Source organism: Candidatus Krumholzibacteriota bacterium (genome assembly GCA_034520215.1).
Lineage (GTDB): Bacteria > Krumholzibacteriota > Krumholzibacteriia > Krumholzibacteriales > WJIX01 > JAGHBT01.
Window position 1 is genome coordinate 1,315,690 of the sequence record JAXHNR010000001.1, and the last position, 25,050, is coordinate 1,340,739.

Genomic DNA, 25,050 nt, shown 5'->3' on the forward strand with positions numbered 1-25,050 from the left:
GAGGATTATTTCAAAGATTTATCGTACAATTCACTAAGACAGAGATCTAGAACTATGAATTGTTTTTCTAATTTTCCTCTGTAATAATTCTTACGGAAATTAACCAGTATATCAAGTTTCTGACCATAAATATCATGTGTTCTCCATGCACTTCCTTTAAAAAACCCAATAAAGTCGACAAGTTTAGATGAATTCTGCGTTCCATTGAATTTAAGATGCCTCCTTCCCACAATGCGGCATTTATCTCCGACATCAACTCCCCTCAGAAGGAAAAGAGGCTCAGTATTACCGGGTCCAAAAGGCGCCATAAGTTCAATGAATGATAAGAGCTCCGTATCGAATTCATCAATTGATATTTCCATATCGGCTTCATAAACAGACGCAGGTATATCATCCCCGGTAAATTCTCCTACGACACTGTCGAACATATTCGTAAAACTCGCTATCTTTTCTTCCAGAAGGCTGAACCCTCCTGCTTCTTTGTGCCCCCCGAAAGCTATAAGCAGTGATGAACATCTTTCAAGCGCTGCTTTTACATTTATGGTTCCCGCGGACCTCACTGAACCTTTACACACACCATTATCCTGAACTGATATAAGAGCTGAAGGCAATCCGTATCTCTCGGCCAATCTCGCGGCCCCGATTCCGACCACTCCCTGGTGCCAGTCGGGTGATGAGAAAACAAGCGCGTTCGGGTTACTTCTTTTCAAAAACATATCCGCGAGATAATAAGCCTGTTCAGTCACTCTTCTATCTCTAAATTTGCGCTGGCTGTTTTTCTCTTCTATTTCATTGACCAAATTCAATATCCCCTCACTGTCATTTTCGATTAAAAGTTTTACAACTTCACGCGCGCTTCCTATACGTCCGGGAGAATTAAGCCTGGGAATTATGGTGAAACAAACCTGCCTGGCATTAAAGTCCTTACTGTTCAATCCGGATTTAGATCTCAAAGCTTCCAGACCGGGCCGTGACCATTCAGACATTGCCTTTAACCCTAAAGAGACAAATATTCTATTCTCATCGCAAAGAGGCATATAGTCAGCCAGCGTTCCGAGAGCTACCAGATCAAGATACTTCTGTGTGGGAATATCAACTTCAATAGATTTTGCCAGAGCTTGAACAAGCTTAAACGCCACTCCAACTCCCGCAAGATCCCTGAACGGATATTTTTCAGGCGGGTATTTCGGATTAATAAAAGCATCAGCGCCAACTCTTGAATTCGTCTCGTGATGGTCAGTTATTAATACCGCCACTCCTTTTTCCTTAAGGAAAGAAACAACTTCATCATCGTTTGACCCACAATCAACCGAAACAACCAGTTTCAAACCTTTTTGGACACCTTTTTTCATAACTCTCATTGCCAGGCCATAACCGTCCTTCTTTCGACTGGGAACAAAATAGCTGACATTAGCACCTGCTTCCTTCAGAAACTGAAAAAGAAGAGCGGTTCCGGTTACGCCATCAGCGTCAAAATCTCCATGAACAAGGATTAAATCCTCATTCCTGATAGCTTCAAGAACAAGTGAAACCGCCTTTTCCATTTCATTGAACTGGAAAGGATCGTAGAGTCGGTCGAAAGAGGGGTTGAGGAAAAGATTAATCTCTTCTGAGTTCCTGAACCCTCTGCACCATAGCAAATGAGCTTGAATTGTTGTAAGGGCACATTCTTCGGAAAGTCTTTTTATACCAAGTCTGTCTACATTTTTTAATACCCACTTATTCTTTTTCCCGGGATTTTTTCTTCTCACAAATCCACTCCTCACAAATCCGACGGTTAAATCAATAAAAGAACCCGGTGGTAGAGTAAAGCTGTAAGCCGAATCCTGTTCCGACCTTCCAAGAGGCCGGCTGTGATCATTTATCTCAGAATCACCGTTACCGGGGATCTCAAGCAACCTACCCAAGAGTCAAACGAAGCGGGCAACTTCTCCTCTGCTATTTGGTCTTTCTCCGGATGGGGTTTGCCAGCTGCCGCCGTCACCGGCGGCACTGGTGAGCTCTTACTTCACCTTTTCACCCTTACCTCTCAAAGAGGCGGTATATTTTCTGTGGCACTTTCCTTGGGTCACCCCACTGGGTATTACCCAGCATCCCGCCCTGTGGAGTTCGGACTTTCCTCGAGTGATATAACACCCGCGATCACACGCTTAACTCCGCCACCGGTTAGTTTTATACAAAAATTACGGTTAGGGCTAATATAGCAAAGCAGCTCAAAAATATCAAAGAAGATAAATTGACAGTTTTAATCCTCACTGCCCGCCAGTAAATCCCCGGCAAGTTTATCGGCTTCCTTATTTCTGGATCTGGAGATATGAGAATATTTACACTCATCAAATGTTTTCTCCATTTTCTTTACCTTTTGAGCAAGAACTTTGAGGTTGTCGTCTTTTATTCTGTACTCACCGGTTAATTGCCTTACAACCAATTGACTATCAAGATTGAAATTAACCTTTTTCGCGCCAAGATCTTTTGCCAGAATTATTCCAAGAATCAGCGCCTCATATTCGGCCACATTATTCGTAGCTCGTCCAAGTTTTTTTGCCCTCGATGAAAGCATTACTCCGGATTTCAGATATGCTACCGCAGCGGCAGAAGCAGGTCCGGGGTTGCCTTTAGAAGCACCGTCACAATAAATATCAAGCGAAATCGGTTTCTGATTACTATTAACCGTATCGGCGACTTCCTGCTTTTTCGAAGATTCCGTGCCTGAGACCTTTGCATACTCTTTAACACGATCAGACAAATCAAGCAAACTTCTTCTTACCTCATCCAAAGATTCAAAACCGGCCTTTCCCGCCGCTTCATCAAAGCTCTTGCCGCTTGAAATCTCTATAATAAATTTCTTAAGTCGATTCATAATTTTCAGTTTTTTGATCCTCCGGATAGTAGACAATTATTCTGCCACAGAATTCACATTTTATTATCTTGTTGTTTTTGCGAACTTCATGCGCCTTTTGAGGAGGCAATTTGGAGAAACATCCCTGGCAGACATCACCGACAAGATTGCCGATAGCGGTATCTCCCTTCGCTTTAAGAATTCTCTGGTATTCTCTCCTCACCTTTTCAGACAGGTGAGGGAGAATCCTCAATTTCTCATCTTCAATCATTTCATATTGTTCGCGGCTATTTCCTATTTCCTTCTCCAATTCATTTTTTTCCATCAGCAGTTTTTCTTTCTTACCCGCGACATCATCAGAAAACTGTGATATTTCATCCTCTTCCCGATCAATCTTTTCCAACAGTCCAAGCATCCTTTCCTCATGTGTGTCAAGTTTACCTGCCAGATACTTTACCTCATGTTCCCATGCCCTATAAGCCGCGTTAGTTTTTATTTTATTCTCTTCAGCCTTTTTCTTTTGAATCTTATCATTTTCAGATTTAATAACACCATTGAGGTGACGTTCTTCTTTTTTCATTTCTTCAAGCTTTTCTTCCTTCTCTTTCAATTTATCATCCAGAACCGATATCATTTTATCGATTTCTTTTATCTTAAACGGATTACTTTCAAGAACATCCTTGTTCTCCTTTATCTTCAAGTCCTTTTGCAAAAGTTTTATAAGATATTGAATATCCTCGCCGGCATTATTCATATCTATTCACCTTCCAGTAAACTATAAAAAAACCTCCCCGAAAGGAGGTATAGCTGATATTAACCTATATGTCTTAGCGACTCTAAGACAAGATATAATTTCTTTTTTTCTCGTTTTATCCCAATTGACTCTCTCATACCCATCCACTCTTTAAAGTTTAAGAAAGAGTGAATTCTACTAATAATGAGATAGCTAGTCAATAATTTTTTGACTTAATTTACCAAATAGTTTATGCGCGATCTTCTAAAGAATATTCGGTTTTTTGTATCTATCAAACTACTGCTCATCAGAGATTCTATCAGTACATTTTTCCCAGGGAAGCTTTTGTAATGTCCAATTATCACCACCGTCCGTGGTCTTTAGAACAATTGAATAAACATACAAATTACCGTCGATCACTTCTTCCGGACCTCTTCCAACAATCCAACCGTAATTATCGTCAACGAAATATATATCCCTCATATCAACTATTCTCTCATCTTCAGGCATAATTTCCGTCCAGGTGTTTCCTCCATCTACCGTTTTGATAATTTTATCATTTCCCACCGCGAAACCGTTCATATGATTCTTGAAGAAAAATCGCCTGATCTCAGCGTTATTCAATTGAGATACCCATGTTTTTCCTCCATCTTCTGTTTTAAGAAGAACCGAACCACCTCCCCATCCTGTATTCGCGTCTACAAAATTGATCGTCAATAATCCCCTTAAAGCAGAAAAGTTCGTTCCATCTACCGTTTCCCAACTCCTGCCGCCATTTTCTGTCTTATACATAATTTCAGGATCAGATTCATTAAACATACTCCCAAGCATATAGGCATGATTTGAATCAATTATACTCATACCCCACGCGTTACGTTCCTGGACAACGGAATTCCAGTTATTCTCCCAGGTTGCGCCCTTATCTTCGGTTCTATACACCCCATGTGTACCAAGTACAAAACCCAGGGAATCATTCACAAATTCAACTCCGTAGAGATCATCATCTGTAAAATCATCGAAGGATATAGGCATCCATTCAACTCCTCCATCTTCTGTCCTGTATATATTCCCATCCTCACCAACTATCCAGCCGTTATCACTGTCTAGAAAATAAACGCCGAAAAGATTACCGCATTCAATCCTGCTTCCGATCCAGTTTTTGCCACCATCAGCAGTTCTGGCGACAGTCCCTTCCTCCCCTACAATCCATCCGTTATCTTTATCAACAAAGAAAACATTGTTTGCTTTATACAGCACCCCTTCAGGCTTTTCAGAACTCATGTCCGGAGCAGTCACACTATCCTCTGAACATGAATGTATCTCAAAATAAATGAAGAATATTATCAAAAGCGCGAGAAGAATATTCCTTCTTCTGTCTCTCATTTTGTCCTCCAAACTGCAATTACAATGTGTAAAACGCCTGATCCAACAAAAATGTTAACAACCATCTAATACGCAACATGTTGTTTATTAATCAGTTATGCCTAATTCATTTTAAAGGCCTCATTTTATGAAACGCAGAAGAATGAAAAGCAATCTTTAGTCCAACTTTAGGTTATCTTCTTTTGTGATATAAATTTAGAAAAAGGAAGGTGTCCTGGTGGGCCCAGCAGGATTTGAACCTGCGACCGACCGGTTATGAGCCGGGAGCTCTACCGCTGAGCTATGGGCCCCTTATCTATTGAAATTTTATCAGAAGTCAATCTAACATTTGAAAATTTATTAATCAACCCTTTTGTGTTATGCCGGCAATAATTTTAACCTGATTAGTCCTTCCCCGGCCCTTTAATTCTATTCAGGCAGTTACACATCGATATATCCCTGCAGCTTTCTGCTTCGGCTCGGATGAGTTAATTTGCGGAGAGCTTTAGCTTCAATTTGCCTGACTCTTTCTCTTGTGACTTTGAATATTTTACCAACTTCTTCCAGTGTTCTCGGAGTTCCGTCGCCGAGACCGAATCTCAGTCTTACAACCTTTTCTTCTCTCGGGGTCAACGTGGCCAGCACTCTTGCGACCTGATCGGTCAGCATTGAGTGAGCGGCATTTCGGTCAGGTGATATTGATTCGTCATCTTCAATAAAGTCGCTCAACTTACTGTCATCATCATCACCAACAGGACGGTCAAGAGAGATAGGCTCCACACCCGCCTTCATAACACTTTTAACCTTATGGACAGGGTAATCAAGTTTCTTTGCCACTTCCTCGGCAGTCGGCGCGCGGCCAAAAAGCTGTAGAAGCTCCCGTCTGGTTCTTGAAACTTTGTTAATAGCTTCAATCATATGCACCGGGACTCTTATTGTCCTTGCCTGGTCGGCTATCGACCTCGTGATAGCCTGTCTGATCCACCAGGTAGCATATGTACTGAATTTGTAACCCTTCCTGTAGTTGAATTTCTCTACAGCACGCATCAAACCACTGTTACCTTCCTGGATAAGATCCAGAAATTCAAGCCCTCTGTTCGTATAACGTTTGGCAATTGAAATAACGAGTCTGACATTTGCTTCTATCATATTCTGCTTTGCTCTCTCAGCTGCTAATTCACCTCTATTTATCTTCTTTACTGTCGATTTGAGAAACTCATATTCTACCCTATTCTTATCCTCAATCGTTCTTATTCTGCGCCTGATGTCCTTTATCTTCTTTTTAAAATCTTTTAAGTTAGACAGATCCCAATCAAGATTCTTCTCCAGTTCCTTTTTCTTCTTCCCTTCCCCTTTTAGTATTTTAATTGCCGCATTGATCTCTGTATAATTCATGCCGGCAAACTTTTCATACTCTTTTATTTCTTTATAATCATTTTTCAGCTGTTCGTAACAAAATCTTATATTTTCAACGATCCGGTCAATTTGTTTTGGATGCAGCCTTAACTTCTTGTTGCACTTAAAATTATCCTGTTTTACTTTATCCAGCTCCGCGTTGATCTTGTTCTCTTTATTTTTAGATATTTTCTTTTTTAAGATTGTTCTGAGCTCATCAGCTTTGCGGCGAAGTTCAATATTCTTTTTCATTAACGTCAAATATTTACTCATTTCCTTCTTGCCTACTAAATGAGGATGCAGCCCGCCCGTTTCAAGCTTGATGACGTTTTCAAGTCTAATTTCTCCTTTTTCAAGTTGATCTACAAAACCCTGTAGTTCATCCGCCATAATGGGAAGTTCGAAGAGAGCGGACAAGACAACATTATTACCGGATTCAATCCTTTTGGCTACTTCGACTTCACCTTCCCTGTCAAGGAGGGGAACTTTCCCCATTTCCCTGAGGTACATGCGCACAGGATCATCGTATTTGATCCTGCTCTTCATTGCTTTGGCATCCTTCTTGGCCTCTTTCTTTTCCCTTTTGTCTTTAGCCTTTATTTTTAGTGAAGCTTTCTCTTCACTTTCAAAGAACTCGATATTCGCGTCACTCAAACGGTCATAGAGTTCAATTATTTCTTTTGGATTGACATCATCATTTAAGAAGGAATCGATTTCATCATTTAAGATGTACCCTTTTTCTTTTGAGATTTTCTTTATCTTTTTGACTATTTTTTCATTCTTCTCTTTGCTCATCAGAGTTATCATCCTCCTTGCAACCCAAGTTTCCCAAGTTCCCTGGCTATTTTTCGGTAGGCCTCAGCGATTTCGATCTCCTCGGCGGAATTCCCGGTACCGGAAATCGAGTGAAGTTCGTCCAGTCTCTCCTTCATCATTACCATTTCCCGCCTTAAAGCCAAGCGTTTCAACCAAAGCAATGTATCGTCAAGCAATTTTTCAGCCGGTCCAGGCGGCGGCTGGATAAATGCGATCTGTGTCGCTAGACCGGATAGCTCGGGATCCTTGATTTTTCCAAAAAATTCCGCGCTATTCAATTCTACTCCATTTTTTACCGCTTCCTGAAAACACCGGTAGTACTTCCTGAAAACCTCCCCCTTTAGATCATCTTCCAAAAGATTGTTTAGAATCCTCTTAGCGGAACGCTCATTTTTCAATCCAATACTGAAGAGTAATTTCTGGTTCTGAGCTACTTTGTTATCAAATGATTTTTTAGTTTCTTGCTTTTTCTTTCTGCGTTTCCCCGGTTTAAATCCAGCCCTGAGATCATCCAGTGGTATATTAAAAATATCCGATATTTCTTGAAGATACAGATTCCTGTCAACTCTGTCACGAACAAGTGAAACGGTATCAATCAAGTGCTTAATAATCCGGCTCTTTCGTGCTCTTTGTTCTTTTCCTTTCTTGGAAATTTTGCTGAGATAAACAAAATAATCGTCAGCAGAGTTCAATAAACTCCGAAACGCGTCCGCTCCATTCTTATCTACATAGCTATCGGGATCCTCACCCCTTGGTAATACAACTATTTTAATAGTAAGGCCTTCAATCAATAACTGATCAGCCGACCTCACAGCGGCAAGCATGCCCGCTCTGTCACCGTCATTGATAATATAAACACGTTTTGCGTATCTCGCAAGTAATCGCGCCTGTTCTTTTGTAAAAGATGTACCGCATACGGCGCATACATTCCTGAAACCAGCCTTCCAGAGCATCAGTAAATCCATATAACCCTCAACTAGCAAAGCAGTTTTAGACTTCCTGATAAATTTTTTGGACTTATTTAATCCGTAAAGTATTTTTCCTTTAGAATATACTGGGCTCTCAGAAGTATTAAGATATTTTGGTTCCGATTTGTCAAGAACCCTTCCCGCGAAACCAACTGTTCGATTGGTTAATGTATATATCGGATAGATTATTCTATTCCTGAAATAATCTCTGTACCCGCCCCTGCTTCTCATAACCAATTTCAATTTCAGCAGAATATCCCTCGACAGGCCGTCTTCAGCGGAGCTTTTATATAAACTATCCCACCCGGGGGGCGCGAAACCTAAATTAAAATCTTCTATCAAATTATTATCAATCCCCCTTTTATTGAGATATTCAACAGCATTTTTCCCGGACTCGGTTCTTAATAACATCCTTTTATAGTATTTTTCCGTATAATTCAAAGCGTTGTAAAGAGGATCCAGTCTCTTCCTACTCTTCCCCTTATTTAAATAGACGTCAATATCAATTCCGAGTTTAGCGGCAAGTTTTCTTGCAGCTTCAATAAAGCTGACCCCTTCATAATCCATAAGAAAACTAAAAACATTTCCCCCTTTGCCACACCCAAAACAGTGATAAATCTGTTTATCGGGACTGACAACAAAACTGGGGGTTTTTTCATCGTGAAAGGGACAGAGAGCTTTGAAATTCATACCTGATTTCTTTAAATCAAGCACGGAACCGATAACATCAACAATATCCGATCTGTCGCGTATTTCGTTTATTTTTTCTTCCGGAATCATCTAATTAATTAACCGCCGGTTAAATATTATTTATTTCAGTTCTCAAGAAAATGCCCGCAAAATAACAAAATACTTAAAAACAGAGTTACTTTAATTCCACAACTGCCACACCATCTCCACCTATCGCCGCTTCACCCGGATGAATTTCCTTAACACGGGGGTCATCTCTCAATCTATTGTAGACGGCGCGCTTAAGAATCCCTTTTCCTATTCCGTGGATTATCCTCACACTCCCCAGTCCCTGGAGAACGGCGCGGTCTATCAGGCGATCTATTCTTTCAAGAGCTTCAACTCTCTCGAGTCCTCTTATCATAATTTCAGGGTAGACAGGATCTGCTGAGGCAGCCCAATTTATCTTTCTACTTTTCCTCCCCCTGTCAGCTTTTTTCTTTAAGATAAGAAGGTCTCCTACATCGGTTTCTACCCTGATCCCTCCCTCGAGTTCCACAAACACCTTTCCTGAATCAGTTGTGGAAATCACTTTAGCCTCTTTACCTAAACTTAATATTTTTACCCAGTTACCCTGTTTAATGTCACCGGGCGAGGTATTTTTAACTTCCTTATCCCTCTTTACCCTTTCCTCAAGAATACGCTTTCTTTTGGAAACTTGTTCCTTAGCCCTCTTAATTGACTTTTTATCCGCTTGGGTCGCGCGAATATCATTTACAAGCCCCTCAATATCCGCTCTCGCGTCGGAGACAACTTTTAAAGCTTTCTCTCGGGCTTCACTCTTATATTTCTCAATATTTTTGTTTAAATCATCTAAACGCCTGCCGTAATCGGCAGCTAGATCAGTTAACTTTTTCTCTTTATCCTCAGTTTTACGCAAACTCTTTTCAAGTAATTGCCTTTTTACTTCCAGATATGCCAACAACTCCTCCAAATCCTGCGAGGCGTCATCAAGATTGCTCTCCGCTTTATTTACAATATCAGGGTCTAACCCAAGCCTGCGGGCAGTTTCAAGTCCCCAGCTCCTGCCGGGTACACCTAATTTTAATTTATACAAGGGTTTCAGATCAACAGGATCAAATACCATACTGGCATTAATAACCCCGTTTTCCCTATGCGCCCAACCCTTTAAACCGGTAAAATGAGTTGTAACGACAACTCTGCCACAAATTCCTTTTAGTCTTGTCAGCACTGCCTCGGCTAGAGCCTGACCTTCTTCATGTGACGTTCCGTCCCCTATTTCGTCGATAATTACGATTGATCGACTGTTTGCAACACTTAAGATCCTTTTAATTCTCAACATTCTCGAAGAAAAAGTACTCAGTGATTCTTTTATTGACTGGTCATCTCCTATATCAACAAATACATTATTATAATCTGGTATTACAGTACCTTCCATTGCGGGAACCAGCAACCCTGAACGGTCCATTAGAATAATCAGTCCTATCGTTTTAAGAACAATTGTCTTTCCACCGGCATTAGGACCTGAAATTACTATAACCTTAAGATCTTTGTATGCGTCGAGATCGAGTCCTACAGTTTTTTCCCCTTTGTTTTCCTCTTCAAGCTGTTTCTGCAGAAGCGGATGTCTCGCTTGCCTCAGAATCAAACGGCCGTCTGAAGAATGACAGGGGCTGGAGCAATGGTACTGACGCGCGAATTGGGCAGAAGCGTTTATAACATCGAATTCGCACAATATATCCTGATTCTTCTCAAGATTGGTAATTTTTTCACGAATATTGTCAGTCAGATTCCGCAATATTCTGAATATCTCTTTTCTCTCATCCTGGAAAAGTGCTTCAAGCCTGTTATTATCCTCTATAAGTTCTAACGGCTCTATGAATACTGACGCTCCGCTGCTGCTCTCATGGTGCACAATCCCTTTAATATCAGCCGCGCTACTTCTCGCGAGTGACACTACATATCTATTCCCGCGTACGGTTACAAATTCCCGTCCTCCCCCTCCTTCGCCGGCGGTGGCAAGAGCGGCAAACTTCTTTCTCAAGTTTTTTTGAAAACTTCTAATCTCACTTCTCAGTTTAGAAAGCCTTTTGCTGGCATCATCAACAATTTCGTAATCATCGCCTATCACTGATAATATTCTGGCTGCAAGCTCTTTATTAAGATCAAACTCACTTGAATAATTTGTCAGGACTGGAAAATTCTCTGAATTTTTCGAGAAATATTCCTTAACTTTCTGAGCCCGGTTCTCGCCCCACGCTATTTGAACTATTTTCCTGTTTTCAACAACAGTCCCCTTGGAAGATATCTCCTTTAAAACATCTTTGCTGTCTTCCCAGCCGGCTAAAGGTATAGATTTGCCTATATCGAGGAAATTTACAAGCTCAAAAACTTCTCTCTGATTGCGCTCTATATCCTCCGTGGAATTCAGAGGTTTGGTTGAATATATTTTTTCTCTTGCCCTGTCAGACCGGGCGTACCCGGCAATTATTCCCAGTACAGAGTCAAATTCCAGTTTCTTTGAGGTGTGAAAGAATTCTTCTTCCATGAGCGAAGTATACACAACTGTTTATTCCTTATATATATCTTATTGTAATTATGATTGTAAAGGATCTGTTCCCGGAACGGTTTCATTGATCTTATCTTTCTTTCTATCAATGTTATCTCTGATTTCTTGCATTTTCTTTCTGCTCTTTTCTATAAAGTGATTTTTAGATCGAGTTATTCTGTCAAAATCCAGTTCTCCAGGGCCTATAGAGGCTACCGCGTCAAAAAGTACCGGCAATACGGGCTTAACGAATGAAATTAATCTATCTTTTTGAAGCTCTTTCTTAAAACCAGGATTAATCGGAAGACTGAAAAGAATAACAAGAATCAAGCTCGAACATAACAACCCCTTAATCGCGCCGAACAGACCACCCATGATTCTATCGAAAGGACCGAGAATAGTCATATTAATTAATTTTTTTAAAGTCAGGGATATAAAATGAAAAAGTATAATAATTCCAACGAATAAAATCACCGCTGAAATTATCAGGGAAATATTATAAGAAAGTTCCATGCTTGATTCCAGATACGCGGCTAAACGATGGGCCAAATAAAATGAACCGATAAAAGCGGCGATAATGCCTACAACATCCAGGACTTGCCTTATAAGCCCGCGCCTGATTCCCGAGAGAAGAAAAAAGAAGATTATAATACTTATTACTATGTCAATTAAGGATTTCAATATAAACTACTCACCGGCTTTTAAAATATCAATTGCCATTTGTTTAACCAGACTGCCGTCGACTCTCCCCTTGAATTTGCTCATTATAGGTCCCATAACACGCCCCATATCCCTCGGGGTTGAAGCCCCTGTCTTTTCGATGATCTTCTCAAGCTCAATACGAATTTCATTTTCATCAAGCTGTTCAGGGAGATAGGCGGTTACAATTTCAAGTTCGGCGCGTTCATTAGAAACAAGGTCTTCTCTTGCGCCTTTTTGAAATTCCGCTATAGATTCGCGGCATTTCCTGGCATAGCTCGAGATAACTTCAATTTCCTTTTCTTCATCCAGCTCTCCGCCCTGCTCAATCTGGGCATTCTTCAAAGCACTGAGAAGCATCCGCAGTACTTTCAATTTCACCTTTTCTTTACCTCTAATAGCATCCTTCAAATCTTCCTGAATTCCAGCGGCAAGTTTATTTCCGGCCATAATTTTCCTTTGAATATAAACCAAATTTACAATAATTTAATATACCCCCGTAAGTCATCTTATGTCAACTGCGCAGTTTAAAATATAAACTCCAGGATATCTTATTTAATTATGATTTGAGGAATTTCTCTGAAATATAAATATTGCGGCCGGGTTGGGACGATACTTATGTATCTCTTTATTATTCACAGAATATTCTCATGTAAAATACCAGGCATATCGCCGCGGTTTCGCTTCGCAGCCTTGAATTCCCCAATGAAACAGGGATAGCTCCCCTCTCTTGAAGCATATTCTCCTCGTTCTTTGTAAGCCCGCCTTCAGGACCTGTGATTCCAAGAACCTTATCCGAAGTCACGCCATTTTCTGCTTTGCGCGTCCCGCCTCTTCGCGCCAGATATACTCTTTCATACTCATCAATTATATTTAAAAGATCATTAAAACAGATTATAGATTCAACTTCGGGGAAATAGGCCTGCCCCGACTGTTTGCAGGCGGCAATAACTTTACGATTTAATCTCTCTTTCTTCTTTGCCGCCTCTTTCTTCTCACCGCGCCATATAGTTCTCTCCGACAGATAAGGTATTATTCTACGCGCTCCAAGTTCGGCAGATTTTTCAACAGCAACATCCATCCTGTTTGCTCTTATAAGGGGTATAGCTATATCGGGCCTGAATAAAACTTCTGACTTTTTCTTGCATGTTATTTCAACAAGAGTCTTACGCGCGTCAGACTGCTTGACTCTCGCGTGGTATATACCCCCGCGGCCATCGAGCAGTTTAACTCTTTCACCCTTTTTGATTCTGCTGACTACAGACAGGTGGTGCGACTCACTCTCGGAAAGATACACATTCTTACTATCAATATTATCCTCTGAGAGATAAAAATAACGACTATCTGCCATTTTGACTCTGCGTATTTATTGTTAAAGAAAGGGCCATAAGGACAACAAGCTACTTGGTTAACTGACTGTCATGAATAGATCTTCTTCCCGCATTTTGGGAGTTTGCTATTAATATTCTTATCAAGTTCTTTAAAATACTCTTTATCCTTCTGGCTGAGGTTTTGAGGAGTCCAGGCAACGATACGTACTAACTGATCACCACGGCGTCTTGACTTCAATACGGGAATCCCCTTACCTTTCAATCTTAATATCTTATGAGAATGAGTTCCCTCGGGAATTTTTATAACCACCTTACCGGACAATGTTGGTATTTCAACACGGTCGCCTAGAGCTAATTGAGAAAATGTTACAGGCAAATTACACAAAATATCATAACCGTGTCTTTCAAATACCTCATCTTCCAACTCATCGATAATTATATTAAGAGTACCCGGGGGACCCCCTTTTGGGCCCGCATCCCCTTCTCCCCTGAGCGAAATATAGTTTCCTGAAGTCACTCCCGCCGGTATTTTGACTTCAACTGTTTTTGTACCTTTAACTCTGCCTTCTCCGCCGCATTTAGTACACGGATTTTCTATTACAACTCCTTCACCGCTGCAAGTTGGGCAAACTGAAACATTTATGAACTGTCCAAACAGAGAACTGGAAGTCTGTTTAACTTCTCCCCTTCCCCCGCATGTCGGGCAGGTCTGTTTGGAAGATCCCTTCGCGGCACCTGAACCCTCACAGGCTTTACATGGAACCATTTTCTTAACTTTAATCTTCTTTGTAATACCCTCTGCTACTTCCTTAAGTGTGAGCTTGAGTTTTATCTGAAGATCTCTTCCCCTTCTGACTCTACGTCCCCCTCTGCTTCTTCCACCGCCGAAAAATTCCTCAAACCCACCACCGAACCCCCCTCCACCGCCAAAATCACGCATAAACGCTCTTAAGGCATCACTTATATCAAATCCGCCTCCACCTCCAAAACCTTCAAAGCCCGAAGCGCCGCTTGCGGCACCTGAAAGACCCGCGTGGCCGAATTGATCATATTTGGCTCTGCTTTTAGTGTCCTTGAGGACTTCATAGGCTTCTGTGGCTTCTTTAAACTTCTCTTCAGCTTCCTTGTCACCGGGATTCTTATCCGGATGATATTTTATCGCCAATTTGCGGTAGGCCTTTTTTATCTCATCGGTTCCGGCACTTTTGTCAACGCCTAGAACCTCATAATAATCTCTTTTTCCCATATCTTAATAATTCTCTATTAATTTAGTCGAAAAATCAAAATTTACTCTTTAAAAGCGAACGAATTGATTTTATTACTTATCATTAATATCTGCACTGCTCAATATATCAATATTCCTGCTTTATTGCTAACCTTTATTTCTTTGTTATCCACCTGATAAAAACATTTAACAGTTATTTTCCTTCTTTTTCGCGACTATTACTTTCGCGGGCCGTATTACCATTCCATCAAACGTATAACCTTTCAAAACCACATGAGCCACATTGCCTGATTCAACCCCTTCACTCTCAACTTCACCCATAGCCTCGTGATATTCAGGATTGAATCGATTTCCTTCAGCATCGATTTCCTTAATACCCAGCTTCTCAAGAATACCGTTTAATCTGTTATGTATTAGTTTTATTCCCTTTGTAAAATCATCTCCGTGATTTTTTTCTATTTCAAACGCGCGATCAAAATCATCCAGAACCGGGAGAATATTTTCTAAGACATCAGCGTACATACGTTTTCTCCGCAAATCCTGTTCCCTGCCTATCCTCTTTCTGAAATTATCAAATTCAGCAATCATTCTAAGCAGTCTGTCCTCTTTATTTTTTAACAATTGTTTCGTTTCTTCGAGCTCATCCCGCATCTCCTCGATTATCTCATCCTTTTCATTTAAAGCGCGGACAAGCTCTTTATCACCTTTTTTATCAACTGACTTTTCCGATTTCTTGCTATTCGGACTTTTCTTTTCTTTACCCTTCTTGATGCCCGGAGAATTTTCAAAAACCTTGTTATTAACAGGTTTTTCTTTCTTTTTTACATTCTTATCCTTATCTTTTTTCCTCAATTTATTTTCTTTTCTAGATCTATCTTTTCCTTTAACCACTTAATCATACCCCCGCTTACTTAGAAAAATCATATTTAAATAACAACACAAAATTATTGTTTGCCCAGTTCCTTGACCATTCTGTCAAGAATTGGTAAGACCAATTTATAACTCATCCTAGTCGGACCCACTATACCAAGAAGTCCTTTGTTATCCCGTCTGCAAAAACTATGCGTTACAACAGATAATCTGTTCAATTCCACAGCCTGATTTTCACTGCCTATTGTAACCACGAAATTATGACGCATCCTCTTTTTCATTATCTTCAGCATTAATTCCCTTTGTCCCATTATTGCAACTAGATTCTTCAGGACAATCGGGTCCTCGAATTCAGGTGTATGCCGGGGAAGGTCCATATTTCCTATATAGTACTTTAAATCATAAGACCAATCGAAGAGATTGCCGGCTTCTTTAGTTACACACTCTGTAATCTCTCTTTCCACTCCCGCGCTTTCCCTTATAAAACTTCTTAACCTTCCGGCGGCTTCCTCAAGAGGACATTCAGATATTCTTTCATTAATTATACGGTTAGCCTCTTTTAAAACATAATAGGGATACTGTTTTGGAAATTCAATATATACACTTTTTCTCATGCCGGATGATAATTTTAAAATTATTACTCCACTCTTTCTTTCCTTCGGAATAATATCCAGTCTTATTATATGTCCGTAAGAGTGTAAGACCCCCATCATCAAACCCATGTAGTTTGTTAATTCCCCAAGCAACCTTGAAGCACTAAGCATGATATCACGCAAATCTCCAAAATCTTCCCCGATTCCATTATTTATTTCTTCTATAATGCTTTTCTTCAGCTCGCCTCTCTGCTTAATAGAATCAACATAGAATCTGTAGCCTGAATCGGTAGGAATCCTTCCAGCTGAAACATGAGGTTTGAAAAGAAATTCTTTTTCTTCCAGAGCGTGGAAAATTGTACGGATATTCGCGGTGCTGACAGGGAGTTTATACCTGTTTTTCAACGCCTTTGAACTAACCGGCCTGCCCTTCTTAATATACAGATCTACGGCTTTTGTCAGTATTTCCGATTCTGAAGAACTCATTTCCATGTAGTCAATCATTGTTAGCACTCTCCATGCCTGACTGCCAAACAGCTCGATAAAGTTAATCTTTCTTATACTCCTTGTCAAGTTTGATAACAAAGAGCATCATCAACCGGGAATAAAATCTGAACAAATTAAATGCCTTAAACCTCTAGAAAAAACCTTCAGCATAACGGGCTGTCTAAGTGTAACATATCCCTTATTTAATCAGATCACCTATTCTGCTGAACCTAGGCCAGTGGTTTTGATAATCAATGGAAAAATATAGAAAAAGGGCTTCTCCTCTCAGGAGCTTCTTATCCAGGGGGCCCCAGAAACGTGAGTCATAACTATTATCCCGATTGTCTCCAAGTACAAATATGTGTCCTTCGGGCACACGCGCAGGTCCATAATCTTTCTTCCCGCCCCGAATATATTTTGTGTAATCCTCTTCCAGCTTCTTACCATCGATATAAACACTCTTTCCCTTTATTTCCACAACCTCACCGGGTAGAGCAATGCACCTTTTGATATAATCTGTTTTTCTGTCACCGGGAAATTTAAAAATAACAACATCCCCCCTCTCCGGTTCTCTCACTGCTGGAAGCCTCCAGTCAACAAAAGGAACTTTTGCTCCATAAATAAATTTAGTAGCGAAGAGAAAATCACCCTTAAGAAGGGTATCTTTCATAGAACCTGAAGGTATATGATAACTTTGAATAATAAATGTTCTAACTATGAGGGCCAAAAAAACCGCGGTAACAATAATCTCGATATATTCTCTGATCTTTGATCTGTGTTTGGGCTTTCTGCTTTCTTTTTTAGCCATAATATCCTTTCTACTTAACTTCGATCACTATTTTTGCCGTTATAGCAGTTTTCCGATAACCTATGCGGTCTATGACATTTAAAAATCAATACTTATCTGGAAACCCGGAGTTTGCTCAATACTGACGCTCTCTACCTTAAAATCCATACCATGCAAATGCGCGTCCACATAAGCGTCGAAAATTAATATAACAAGAATTCCGGACGACCACCATAACCAATCAATCTTACGTGCTTTATATTCATTATACCAGGCGTTGTGATAACGCCAGCTTGAACTAATATAGTTATCTCCTGTATCAGATTCTATCCATTTATCGTAACTGTCCCGAATTTTCTTTTCCCTTTTTTCTTGGCGATAATTTAAAAGTATAGTGGTTAAGTACCAGGTTTCCAGTCCCATGGCGAGAGCCGCTTTTACAGGTCTTTCATTGTACATCTGACCCAGGCCTGGGAAAATTAGGGCACACAGCATAGCAACACGCGCGTTCTTTTTATCCTTCCAGTCAAGTTCTTCTTCCCCTCTGCCACCCGTTTCATTTGACAGTACTTCCTTTAACTCCTCCATTGTCCAGCCGGTTTTATGGGGTGATTCTCCTGTAGAATCACCCCTGGAAATTGATGAAAGTTCCGAGGAAATTCCCGATTGACAATATAGTCCTTCAAAAGCCATAGGGCTACGCGTAGTAATCAATAAAAAAAGTGGAAGAAACAAAAGGGTAAGAAGAAATCTAATAACAGTTTTCATATATATCAGCCCGCAAGTTATAGTATGAACAGACTACTGCTGCTTTTTCCATTATAAAACCGCTTTATATGACAAATATGATACAATAAAAAAATCCCAGTCATTAATAATGGCGGGAACGTGTGGGAATCGAACCCACCCCGGATGGTTTTAGCACCCGGCAGAAGGATTTGAAGTCCTCGGGATTCACCAGAACCCATCCATTCCCGCGAGTCCACTAAAGCTGTCCAATTCAGGAATAAGCGCGATAAAAACCACTCAGCCCCTATTTACAACAAGAAAAGTCTTGAAGGTAAAATAACAGCTTTGAATCTTTATTCAAAATACGCGACAGCTTCAATTTCGACTAAGGCTCCCAGGGGAAGTTTAGATACCTCATATGCTGCTCTTGCAGGAGGATCTTCCTTGAAATACTTCATATAAACATTATTCATTTCCTTAAAGTCGTCCATTGAATCAAGCATTACAGTAGTTTTTACTATTGATTGAAGCCCCCCTCCGGCAGCTTCAGCTACTGCTTTGAGGTTATGTATAACCCGCTCAACCTGACTTGACAGATCTTCAGCCAATTTTCCGCTATCGGGATCCATACCAAGTTGGCCTGAGATAAAAAGGAAATTTCCCGCACGAACAGCCTGATTGTAGGGTCCTATTGCTGCTGGAGCCGACTCGGTTCTAATAACTTCTTTCATACTTTTACCCTTCTTCTATAATCTGTACAACCAAAAATAACAAAAATATTATACCCTTATAACTAAAACAATAATAGAAGAAAAACTCACTTATTGAAAAATCTCTCCTATCTCAAACACAATATAACAAATTATTAACTTATTCCCTACTCAACCGTTACACTCTTAGCGAGATTCCTGGGTTGATCAACATGACATCCTCTCAGGACAGCAATATGATAAGCTATTAATTGTAGAGGGATTATCGAAAGAATTGGATAGAGAAAGTCAAGTGTCTCGGGTATGTAAATTACATGATCAGCCATATTAATAATTTCTTTGTCCCCCTCGGTAGTTACAGCGATAATTTTTCCCTTTCGAGCTTTAACTTCATTGATATTTCCCAGTATTTTCTGGTAAGCGCTGTCTCGGGGACAAATTATAACAACCGGCATATTTTCATCTATCAGGGCAATAGGTCCGTGTTTCATCTCCGCCGCGGGATAACCCTCAGCGTGAACGTATGATATCTCCTTGAGCTTTAAAGCGCCTTCGAGGGCCACCGGATAGTTCGGTCCTCTCCCGAGATAAAGAAAGTTGTTATGGTAACAACATTTCTCGGAAATAGTCTTAATCTCCTCGTTTTTATCAAGAATTTGTGATACCTGCATTGGTAATTTCTCCAGGGCTTCGATTATTCTACGCCCCTCTGATAATGATATATTGCGCATCCTCCCCAGCATTATTGAAAGGAGACTCAAAACAGTAATCTGTGACGTGAACGCCTTTGTTGACGCGACACCAATCTCCGGCCCGGCATGAATATAAACACCGCTTCCGGATTCACGCGCTATGGTACTTCCCACTACATTGCAAATTCCCATACACCGGGCGCCTTTCTCATGCGCTTCCCTCATAGCCGCCAGAGTGTCAACTGTTTCACCTGATTGACTGATTGCCATTACGAGTGTTTTATCCTCAATTATTGGATTCTTGTAGCGGAATTCACTCGCGTATTCCACTTCAACAGGTATACGGGCCTTTTCTTCGATCATATATTCACCTATAAGAGCCGAGTGCCAGCTCGTTCCGCAGGCAATAAATACAATTCGTTCAATTTCTCTCAACTCCTCATCAGACATATTTAAACCGCCAAGTTTTGACATCCCCGTTTCAGCCAGAATTCGGCCTCTCATAGCGTTTCTTATTGTTTCGGGCTGCTCAAATATCTCTTTCAGCATAAAATGGTCAAATCCGCTTTTTTCAATCATATCGAGATCCCAATCAACCATCTCGACAACATGGTCTACAGATTCGTTCCTTATAGTCATTGTAGAAAAATGCTCCGGGGTTGCTACCACCATCTGCTGGTCCTTAAGATATATGACCTGTCTTGTGTGCTTGAGTATAGCCGCGACATCACTGGCGATAAAATATTCATCTTCGCCGATTCCTACTATAACCGGAGAACCGTTTCGCGCGCTTACAAGTTTCTCAGGCTCAGAAGAAGAGATAACGAGTATTCCATACGTTCCTTCAACTAAATCCAAGGCCTTCTGAACGGCTTCTTCCAGTTTATCGCCATTATAAAATTCTTCGATCAGGTGCGCTAATACCTCTGTGTCTGTCTCCGTTACGAATTTATGGCCTTCGGCTTGAAGGGAGGTTTTCAAAGTCTGATAATTTTCAATAATGCCATTATGTACAAGCGCGATCCTCCCGCTGCAGTCTGTGTGAGGGTGGGCGTTCCGTGTAGTTGGCGGACCGTGCGTGGCCCATCTTGTATGTCCTATCCCAAGAGTCCCATTCAAATCAGACTCGATCAATTTTTCCTCAAGTTTCCTTATTTTCCCTTCAGTTTTTTTAATTAATAACGAGTCATCTTTGGCAATTGCTAAACCCGCGGAATCATACCCGCGGTACTCCAGTCGCTTCAAACCCTCGATGAGTATTTCACCAACTCGATTATTTTTCCCGATATATCCGATAATGCCGCACATAACTCCCCCTGGATTCTAAATTGATTTCAAAGTCAAATGAAGGATATTAAGATTCTAACTGAACAAGTGATCAGCTCTCCTTAGAATATCCTCAGTCATTTTCTCTGAACGCGCTTCAGCGATAACCCTTACAACGGGTTCCGTATTCGATATTCTCAAATGTATCCATCCTTTATCCATATCAATTCTTATGCCATCGGTAGTATTTATTTTTCCATTAAAGAGTTTTTCAGCTTCTTTCATTAAAACTGAAAAATCTCCTTCATAAGTATGCTTTTTCTTCACAATGTGATAACGGGGCATTTTACTCAATTTCTCTCCGAGTGTAAGACCCTGATTAGACAGTAATTGAAGTATTAACGCTATGCCTGTAGCGGCGTCACGTCCGTAATGAACTTCAGGATATATAACTCCCCCATTCCCTTCTCCGCCGATAACAGCGTTTGTTCTTTTCATAAGTTCTATTACGTTTGCTTCTCCAACGCTGGATCTGTGTAGTGATACATTATAAAGCTCCGCTATATCATCCATGAGTCTGGTTGTGGAGAGATTTGCTACGACGGGACCTTTCTCGAAGGTTAGAACAAATTCAGCGGCAAGAGAAAGTGTTAATTCCTCGCTGCAAACTGAACCACTTTCATCAACAAGAACAAGTCTGTCAGCATCCGGATCACAAGCAAATCCTATGTCGGCCTTTTCCCTGACAACGGCCTTCGAGAGATCACCGAGGTTCGCGGGTGTCGGTTCCGGTATATGTGGAAACGGCGCGTCAACATCCGTGTAGAGCTCAACTACGGTAACACCAAGTTTTCCAAGAAGCGATGGTATAATCCTGCTCCCGGCTCCATTAACACAATCAACAACGGCTTTTACATTCGACGACTTAATCTGTTCTATATCTATACAGTCAAGTTTGAGTATCCGGTTTATATGCACAGTATCACTATTTTCGTAAGGCTTACATTGACCGAACATATCAGGCTCAGAAAACAAATGTTCATCACTTTCTACACGCTGTTTAATTTTATCTATTTCTTCAGAAGATAAAAACTCTCCGTTACTGTCTAGGAATTTCAGGGCGTTCCAGTCCGGTCCATTATGGCTGGCTGTAACGATTATTCCACCTTCAGCTTTGAGTTCATCTACCATTATCTCAACCGTGGGAGTGGCTGCAATGCCCAGATTCACAACATCAAACCCCATAAATTGCAGAGAAGAACAAACGGCAGACATAAGAGAAGCCCCGGAAGCCCTGGCATCCCTCCCTACAATCACCCTTCCCTGATTTAATTCAGCCGCGTAAGCTGCGGTAAATCTCGATACTGTTTCAGGGTTCATACCACTGCTCAGCAACCCCCGGATACCGGAAATACTTATCATAAGTGACTTGTCGATCTTCACCCTTACTCTCCTTTAAAATCTTCTGTGAGTCCTTAAAAACAATGCTTAAGAGTAATAAATATTGCCGTTGGTGTCAATTGCTCACAATGTGGAGTTTTCCCAATTTTTATAACCTATAAGGTAGTCGATGATTTGTAACAGTATGCGGCTGATTGATATTTTCAAAATCGTGGTCGATTTCCCCGGCGAGGAAACCGCCACTCCCGCCTCGGGCTCGCTCTTTCTGCCCCTTCGGGTCAGAAATCCTTGCCCGCTCGCCCTCCGGAGGGTTTTGAAAATATCAATCAGCCGCACTCATCAGCAATGAAAGCCCTATTCCACTTACCAATCCTGATAACTAATTGTATCTCGCAATGTTATTACAATACTTGCCGAATTTTCGGGGGAACTCCAACTCACAATCTGCAGCTACCCCAATTTTACTTAGTATATTCAATATATTTTAACGCGGCATAAGGGTTGAAAAATAAAATATTTATTGTATCTAAAAATAATCACATATTTAAAATATAAAAAGGGGAGGAAATACAAACTTCCTCCCCTGATAATCTGTGCTTAACAGACCCTTTTACTTGCGTTCTTCCAACAGATGCTCTACTACGGAAGGATCCGCCAGTGTTGTTGTATCACCCACATCTTCCTTACCTTCCGCGATAGTCCTGAGTATCCTTCTCATAATCTTACCGCTGCGGGTCTTGGGAAGAGCGTCGGCATACTGAATCTTATCCGGTTTAGCTATAGGACCGATCTCAGTGCTTACATGCTTACGAAGCTCCTGAATGAGTTCGTCTGTCTTTTCCACTCCGTCACGCAGGGTTACAAAGGCATATAATCCCTGACCCTTAATCTCGTGAGGCATAGGAACAACAGCCGCTTCGGCAACGCTGTCGTGGCTTACAAGGGCGCTCTCGACTTCCATAGTGCCGATTCTATGACCGGACACGTTAATAACATCGTCCACACGGCCCATAATCCAGAAATAGCCGTCCTCGTCCTGCCTGGCGCCGTCGCCTGTAAAGTAAAGATCCTTAAAACGGCTGAAATAGGTCTGCTTGTATCTTTCATCATCACCCCAGATAGTTCTGAGCATGGCGGGCCATGGTTTTTCGATAATCAGATAGCCGCCCTCGTTGACGTCGCACTCTGAACCATCTTCCCTGACTACCTTAGGGAAAATTCCGGGGAAGGGCAGAGTTGCAGATCCCGGTTTGAGAGGATAAGCACCCGGCATAGGAGTAATCATGATTCCTCCGGTCTCTGTCTGCCACCATGTATCTACTATCGGGCAGCGGCCGCCGCCAATCTTATTGTAATACCACATCCAGGCCTCAGGATTTATAGGTTCTCCAACTGTCCCAAGGAGCCTCAAGGATGAAAGATCGTGCTTTTCAGGCCACTCGTCGCCACTCTTCGCTATAGCCCTGATCGCCGTGGGAGCAGTATAGAAAATGTTTACCTTGTACTTCTCTACAACATCCCAGAAACGGTCCGGTTCAGGATAGCTTGGAACACCCTCGAACATGAGGGTTGTGGCTCCAAGACTCAACGGTCCGTAAACGATATATGAATGACCTGTAATCCATCCGATATCAGCTGTACACCAGAAGACATCGTCATCCTTAATATCGAAAATCAGCTTTGACGTAAGGGTTACATAAAGAAGATATCCGCCTGTTGTATGTACTACACCCTTCGGCTTACCGGTAGTTCCGCTTGTATAAAGGATAAAGGATACATCTTCAGCGTCCATTTCCTCTACAGGGCAGTCCGGACTGGCATCTTTCATCTCGTCATGCCACCAGAGGTCTCTTCCTTCAACCATTTCGATATCATTCTTGGTTCTCTGAACAACGATCACATTCTCAATCGTGGAAGTCCCCTTGAGAGCATTGTCAGCGTTATTCTTAAGCGGAATTGTCTTTCCGTTTCTGAAAGAACCGTCTGAAGTAACAAGGAGCTTTGCTTCCGCGTCAATGATACGGTCTTTAAGTGATTCCGCGCTGAAACCGCCGAATACTATGCTGTGGATAGCGCCAATTCTTACAGTGGCGAGCATAGCGATGGCAAGTTCCGGAATCATCGGCATATAAAGGCAAACGCGGTCGCCTTTCTTTATACCGTGCTTCTTTAAAACATTGGCGAATTTGCTTACTTCAACTTTAAGATCCTTAAAGGTATATTCTATCGCGTCATCTTCAGGTTCCCCTTCCCAGATAATCGCTTTTTTGTCGCCGCGTCCATTCTCAATGTGACGGTCAATACAATTATAAGAGATATTCAGTTTACCGCCTTGAAACCATTTCGCGAAAGGGGGCTTCCAGTCGAGAACCTTATCCCAAGGTTTAGACCAGTCTATGTATTCCTCAGCTTGTTCAGCCCAGAAACCTTCAAGATCTTCTTTGGATTTATTGTAAATCGCCTTGTACTCATCAAGGTTTTTTACATATGCATTACTCGAAAACTCCTCAGAAGGCTCTATTTTCCTTTTTTCGTCGAGCATCGAGGTGATAGTTTTCTTTTCCTCACTCATGTGTTACCTCCCATACGTGGTAAATAAAAATAAATACAAACAAACTGCTTCTGATTATACCCCAACTCAAGGAATATAATACTAATTCGGACAATCCATCATGTCAAGAACTTGCAATCTAATAGTCCTTTTTTATGATAAATAATCGAACAACTAATGGGTTTATAACGGCAATACTATTTAATCAGCCGAAACAACTATTCCGCGCACTTTACTGAACGCGCCGGATTTATAAAATCACGTTTCTAAATAAAACAAAATCGGAAGGACTTTTCAAGCCTTGACACAAAAAAAAATATGATTTAAAAGTTTTATAATGAACTATATTTAGCATTCTC

General features: G+C 41.1%; 19 protein-coding genes, 2 tRNA genes and 1 other RNA gene. All 22 read right to left on the reverse strand.

From position 1 onward, the window contains the following. Window positions 1-5: 5 nt before the first annotated feature. The 22 genes from recJ to acs all read right to left on the reverse strand — a co-directional run bounded on the left by recJ (window position 6) and on the right by acs (window position 24,712). Window positions 6-1,751, reverse strand: a complete 1,746-nt coding sequence (gene recJ, locus U5O15_05695) for a single-stranded-DNA-specific exonuclease RecJ (protein ID MDZ7860148.1) — start codon at window positions 1,749-1,751, stop codon at window positions 6-8. A gap of 48 nt (window positions 1,752-1,799) precedes the next feature. Further along, window positions 1,800-2,158, reverse strand: an RNA gene (gene rnpB, locus U5O15_05700) — RNase P RNA component class A. Window positions 2,159-2,245: 87 nt separating this feature from the next. Next, window positions 2,246-2,860 carry a ribonuclease HI family protein gene (locus U5O15_05705; GenBank protein MDZ7860149.1) on the reverse strand — a complete coding sequence of 205 codons (615 nt, stop codon included), beginning with the start codon at window positions 2,858-2,860 and terminating at the stop codon, window positions 2,246-2,248. Beyond that, on the reverse strand, window positions 2,847-3,593 hold the full coding sequence (locus U5O15_05710) for a C4-type zinc ribbon domain-containing protein (protein ID MDZ7860150.1): 747 nt from the start codon (window positions 3,591-3,593) through the stop codon (window positions 2,847-2,849). Before U5O15_05710 ends, U5O15_05705 begins: the two co-directional genes overlap by 14 nt. A gap of 276 nt (window positions 3,594-3,869) precedes the next feature. Continuing rightward, window positions 3,870-4,955, reverse strand: a complete 1,086-nt coding sequence (locus U5O15_05715) for a YCF48-related protein (GenBank protein ID MDZ7860151.1) — start codon at window positions 4,953-4,955, stop codon at window positions 3,870-3,872. 215 nt (window positions 4,956-5,170) lie between these two features. Then, window positions 5,171-5,245: transfer RNA gene (locus tag U5O15_05720), tRNA-Ile, on the reverse strand. A gap of 130 nt (window positions 5,246-5,375) precedes the next feature. Further along, window positions 5,376-7,124: an RNA polymerase sigma factor RpoD gene (rpoD, locus tag U5O15_05725; protein ID MDZ7860152.1), complete on the reverse strand. Its 1,749-nt coding sequence runs from the start codon at window positions 7,122-7,124 to the stop codon at window positions 5,376-5,378. An 8-nt stretch (window positions 7,125-7,132) separates the two neighbouring features. Next, complete coding sequence (gene dnaG / locus U5O15_05730) at window positions 7,133-8,893, reverse strand: DNA primase (protein MDZ7860153.1); 1,761 nt, start codon at window positions 8,891-8,893, stop codon at window positions 7,133-7,135. A gap of 85 nt (window positions 8,894-8,978) precedes the next feature. After that, on the reverse strand, window positions 8,979-11,351 hold the full coding sequence (locus U5O15_05735; protein ID MDZ7860154.1) for a Smr/MutS family protein: 2,373 nt from the start codon (window positions 11,349-11,351) through the stop codon (window positions 8,979-8,981). A 48-nt stretch (window positions 11,352-11,399) separates the two neighbouring features. Next, complete coding sequence (locus tag U5O15_05740) at window positions 11,400-12,032, reverse strand: CvpA family protein (protein MDZ7860155.1); 633 nt, start codon at window positions 12,030-12,032, stop codon at window positions 11,400-11,402. Window positions 12,033-12,038: 6 nt separating this feature from the next. Next, window positions 12,039-12,500 carry a GatB/YqeY domain-containing protein gene (locus tag U5O15_05745; protein MDZ7860156.1) on the reverse strand — a complete coding sequence of 154 codons (462 nt, stop codon included), beginning with the start codon at window positions 12,498-12,500 and terminating at the stop codon, window positions 12,039-12,041. A 181-nt stretch (window positions 12,501-12,681) separates the two neighbouring features. Then, window positions 12,682-13,401: a 16S rRNA (uracil(1498)-N(3))-methyltransferase gene (locus U5O15_05750; protein ID MDZ7860157.1), complete on the reverse strand. Its 720-nt coding sequence runs from the start codon at window positions 13,399-13,401 to the stop codon at window positions 12,682-12,684. 68 nt (window positions 13,402-13,469) lie between these two features. Next, a complete protein-coding gene (dnaJ, locus tag U5O15_05755) occupies window positions 13,470-14,627 on the reverse strand; it encodes a molecular chaperone DnaJ (GenBank protein MDZ7860158.1) in 1,158 nt (385 codons plus the stop codon). Between the two features lie 165 nt (window positions 14,628-14,792). Next, a complete protein-coding gene (locus tag U5O15_05760) occupies window positions 14,793-15,497 on the reverse strand; it encodes a nucleotide exchange factor GrpE (GenBank protein MDZ7860159.1) in 705 nt (234 codons plus the stop codon). 53 nt (window positions 15,498-15,550) lie between these two features. Next, entirely contained in the window at window positions 15,551-16,573 is a 1,023-nt protein-coding gene (hrcA, locus tag U5O15_05765) for a heat-inducible transcriptional repressor HrcA (GenBank protein ID MDZ7860160.1), read from the reverse strand. 181 nt (window positions 16,574-16,754) lie between these two features. After that, complete coding sequence (gene lepB / locus U5O15_05770; GenBank protein ID MDZ7860161.1) at window positions 16,755-17,363, reverse strand: signal peptidase I; 609 nt, start codon at window positions 17,361-17,363, stop codon at window positions 16,755-16,757. 78 nt (window positions 17,364-17,441) lie between these two features. After that, window positions 17,442-18,110, reverse strand: a complete 669-nt coding sequence (locus U5O15_05775; GenBank protein ID MDZ7860162.1) for a DUF5683 domain-containing protein — start codon at window positions 18,108-18,110, stop codon at window positions 17,442-17,444. A 110-nt stretch (window positions 18,111-18,220) separates the two neighbouring features. Then, window positions 18,221-18,318, reverse strand: a tRNA-Sec gene (locus U5O15_05780). Window positions 18,319-18,424: 106 nt separating this feature from the next. Beyond that, complete coding sequence (locus U5O15_05785; protein MDZ7860163.1) at window positions 18,425-18,802, reverse strand: RidA family protein; 378 nt, start codon at window positions 18,800-18,802, stop codon at window positions 18,425-18,427. Between the two features lie 146 nt (window positions 18,803-18,948). Next, window positions 18,949-20,781 (reverse strand): glutamine--fructose-6-phosphate transaminase (isomerizing), encoded by a 1,833-nt coding sequence (gene glmS, locus U5O15_05790; protein ID MDZ7860164.1) that lies wholly within the window; start codon window positions 20,779-20,781, stop codon window positions 18,949-18,951. Between the two features lie 54 nt (window positions 20,782-20,835). Beyond that, a complete protein-coding gene (gene glmM, locus U5O15_05795) occupies window positions 20,836-22,182 on the reverse strand; it encodes a phosphoglucosamine mutase (protein ID MDZ7860165.1) in 1,347 nt (448 codons plus the stop codon). Between the two features lie 568 nt (window positions 22,183-22,750). Continuing rightward, the gene (gene acs, locus U5O15_05800) at window positions 22,751-24,712 is read right to left on the reverse strand and encodes an acetate--CoA ligase (protein ID MDZ7860166.1); all 1,962 of its coding nucleotides are present in this window, start codon (window positions 24,710-24,712) and stop codon (window positions 22,751-22,753) included. Between the last annotated feature and the right edge of the window lie 338 nt (window positions 24,713-25,050).

Bases quoted from the DNA above. Each gene is read 5' to 3' on its own strand.
- U5O15_05705 (MDZ7860149.1), bottom strand. From the start codon at position 2,860: ATGAATCGACTTAAGAAATTTATTATAGAGATTTCAAGCGGCAAGAGC.
- U5O15_05710 (MDZ7860150.1), bottom strand. From the start codon at position 3,593: ATGAATAATGCCGGCGAGGATATTCAATATCTTATAAAACTTTTGCAA.
- U5O15_05715 (MDZ7860151.1), bottom strand. From the start codon at position 4,955: ATGAGAGACAGAAGAAGGAATATTCTTCTCGCGCTTTTGATAATATTC.
- rpoD (MDZ7860152.1), bottom strand. From the start codon at position 7,124: ATGAGCAAAGAGAAGAATGAAAAAATAGTCAAAAAGATAAAGAAAATC.
- dnaG (MDZ7860153.1), bottom strand. From the start codon at position 8,893: ATGATTCCGGAAGAAAAAATAAACGAAATACGCGACAGATCGGATATT.
- U5O15_05735 (MDZ7860154.1), bottom strand. From the start codon at position 11,351: ATGGAAGAAGAATTCTTTCACACCTCAAAGAAACTGGAATTTGACTCT.
- U5O15_05745 (MDZ7860156.1), bottom strand. From the start codon at position 12,500: ATGGCCGGAAATAAACTTGCCGCTGGAATTCAGGAAGATTTGAAGGAT.
- U5O15_05750 (MDZ7860157.1), bottom strand. From the start codon at position 13,401: ATGGCAGATAGTCGTTATTTTTATCTCTCAGAGGATAATATTGATAGT.
- dnaJ (MDZ7860158.1), bottom strand. From the start codon at position 14,627: ATGGGAAAAAGAGATTATTATGAGGTTCTAGGCGTTGACAAAAGTGCC.
- hrcA (MDZ7860160.1), bottom strand. From the start codon at position 16,573: ATGATTGACTACATGGAAATGAGTTCTTCAGAATCGGAAATACTGACA.
- lepB (MDZ7860161.1), bottom strand. From the start codon at position 17,363: ATGGCTAAAAAAGAAAGCAGAAAGCCCAAACACAGATCAAAGATCAGA.
- U5O15_05775 (MDZ7860162.1), bottom strand. From the start codon at position 18,110: ATGAAAACTGTTATTAGATTTCTTCTTACCCTTTTGTTTCTTCCACTT.
- U5O15_05785 (MDZ7860163.1), bottom strand. From the start codon at position 18,802: ATGAAAGAAGTTATTAGAACCGAGTCGGCTCCAGCAGCAATAGGACCC.
- glmS (MDZ7860164.1), bottom strand. From the start codon at position 20,781: ATGTGCGGCATTATCGGATATATCGGGAAAAATAATCGAGTTGGTGAA.
- acs (MDZ7860166.1), bottom strand. From the start codon at position 24,712: ATGAGTGAGGAAAAGAAAACTATCACCTCGATGCTCGACGAAAAAAGG.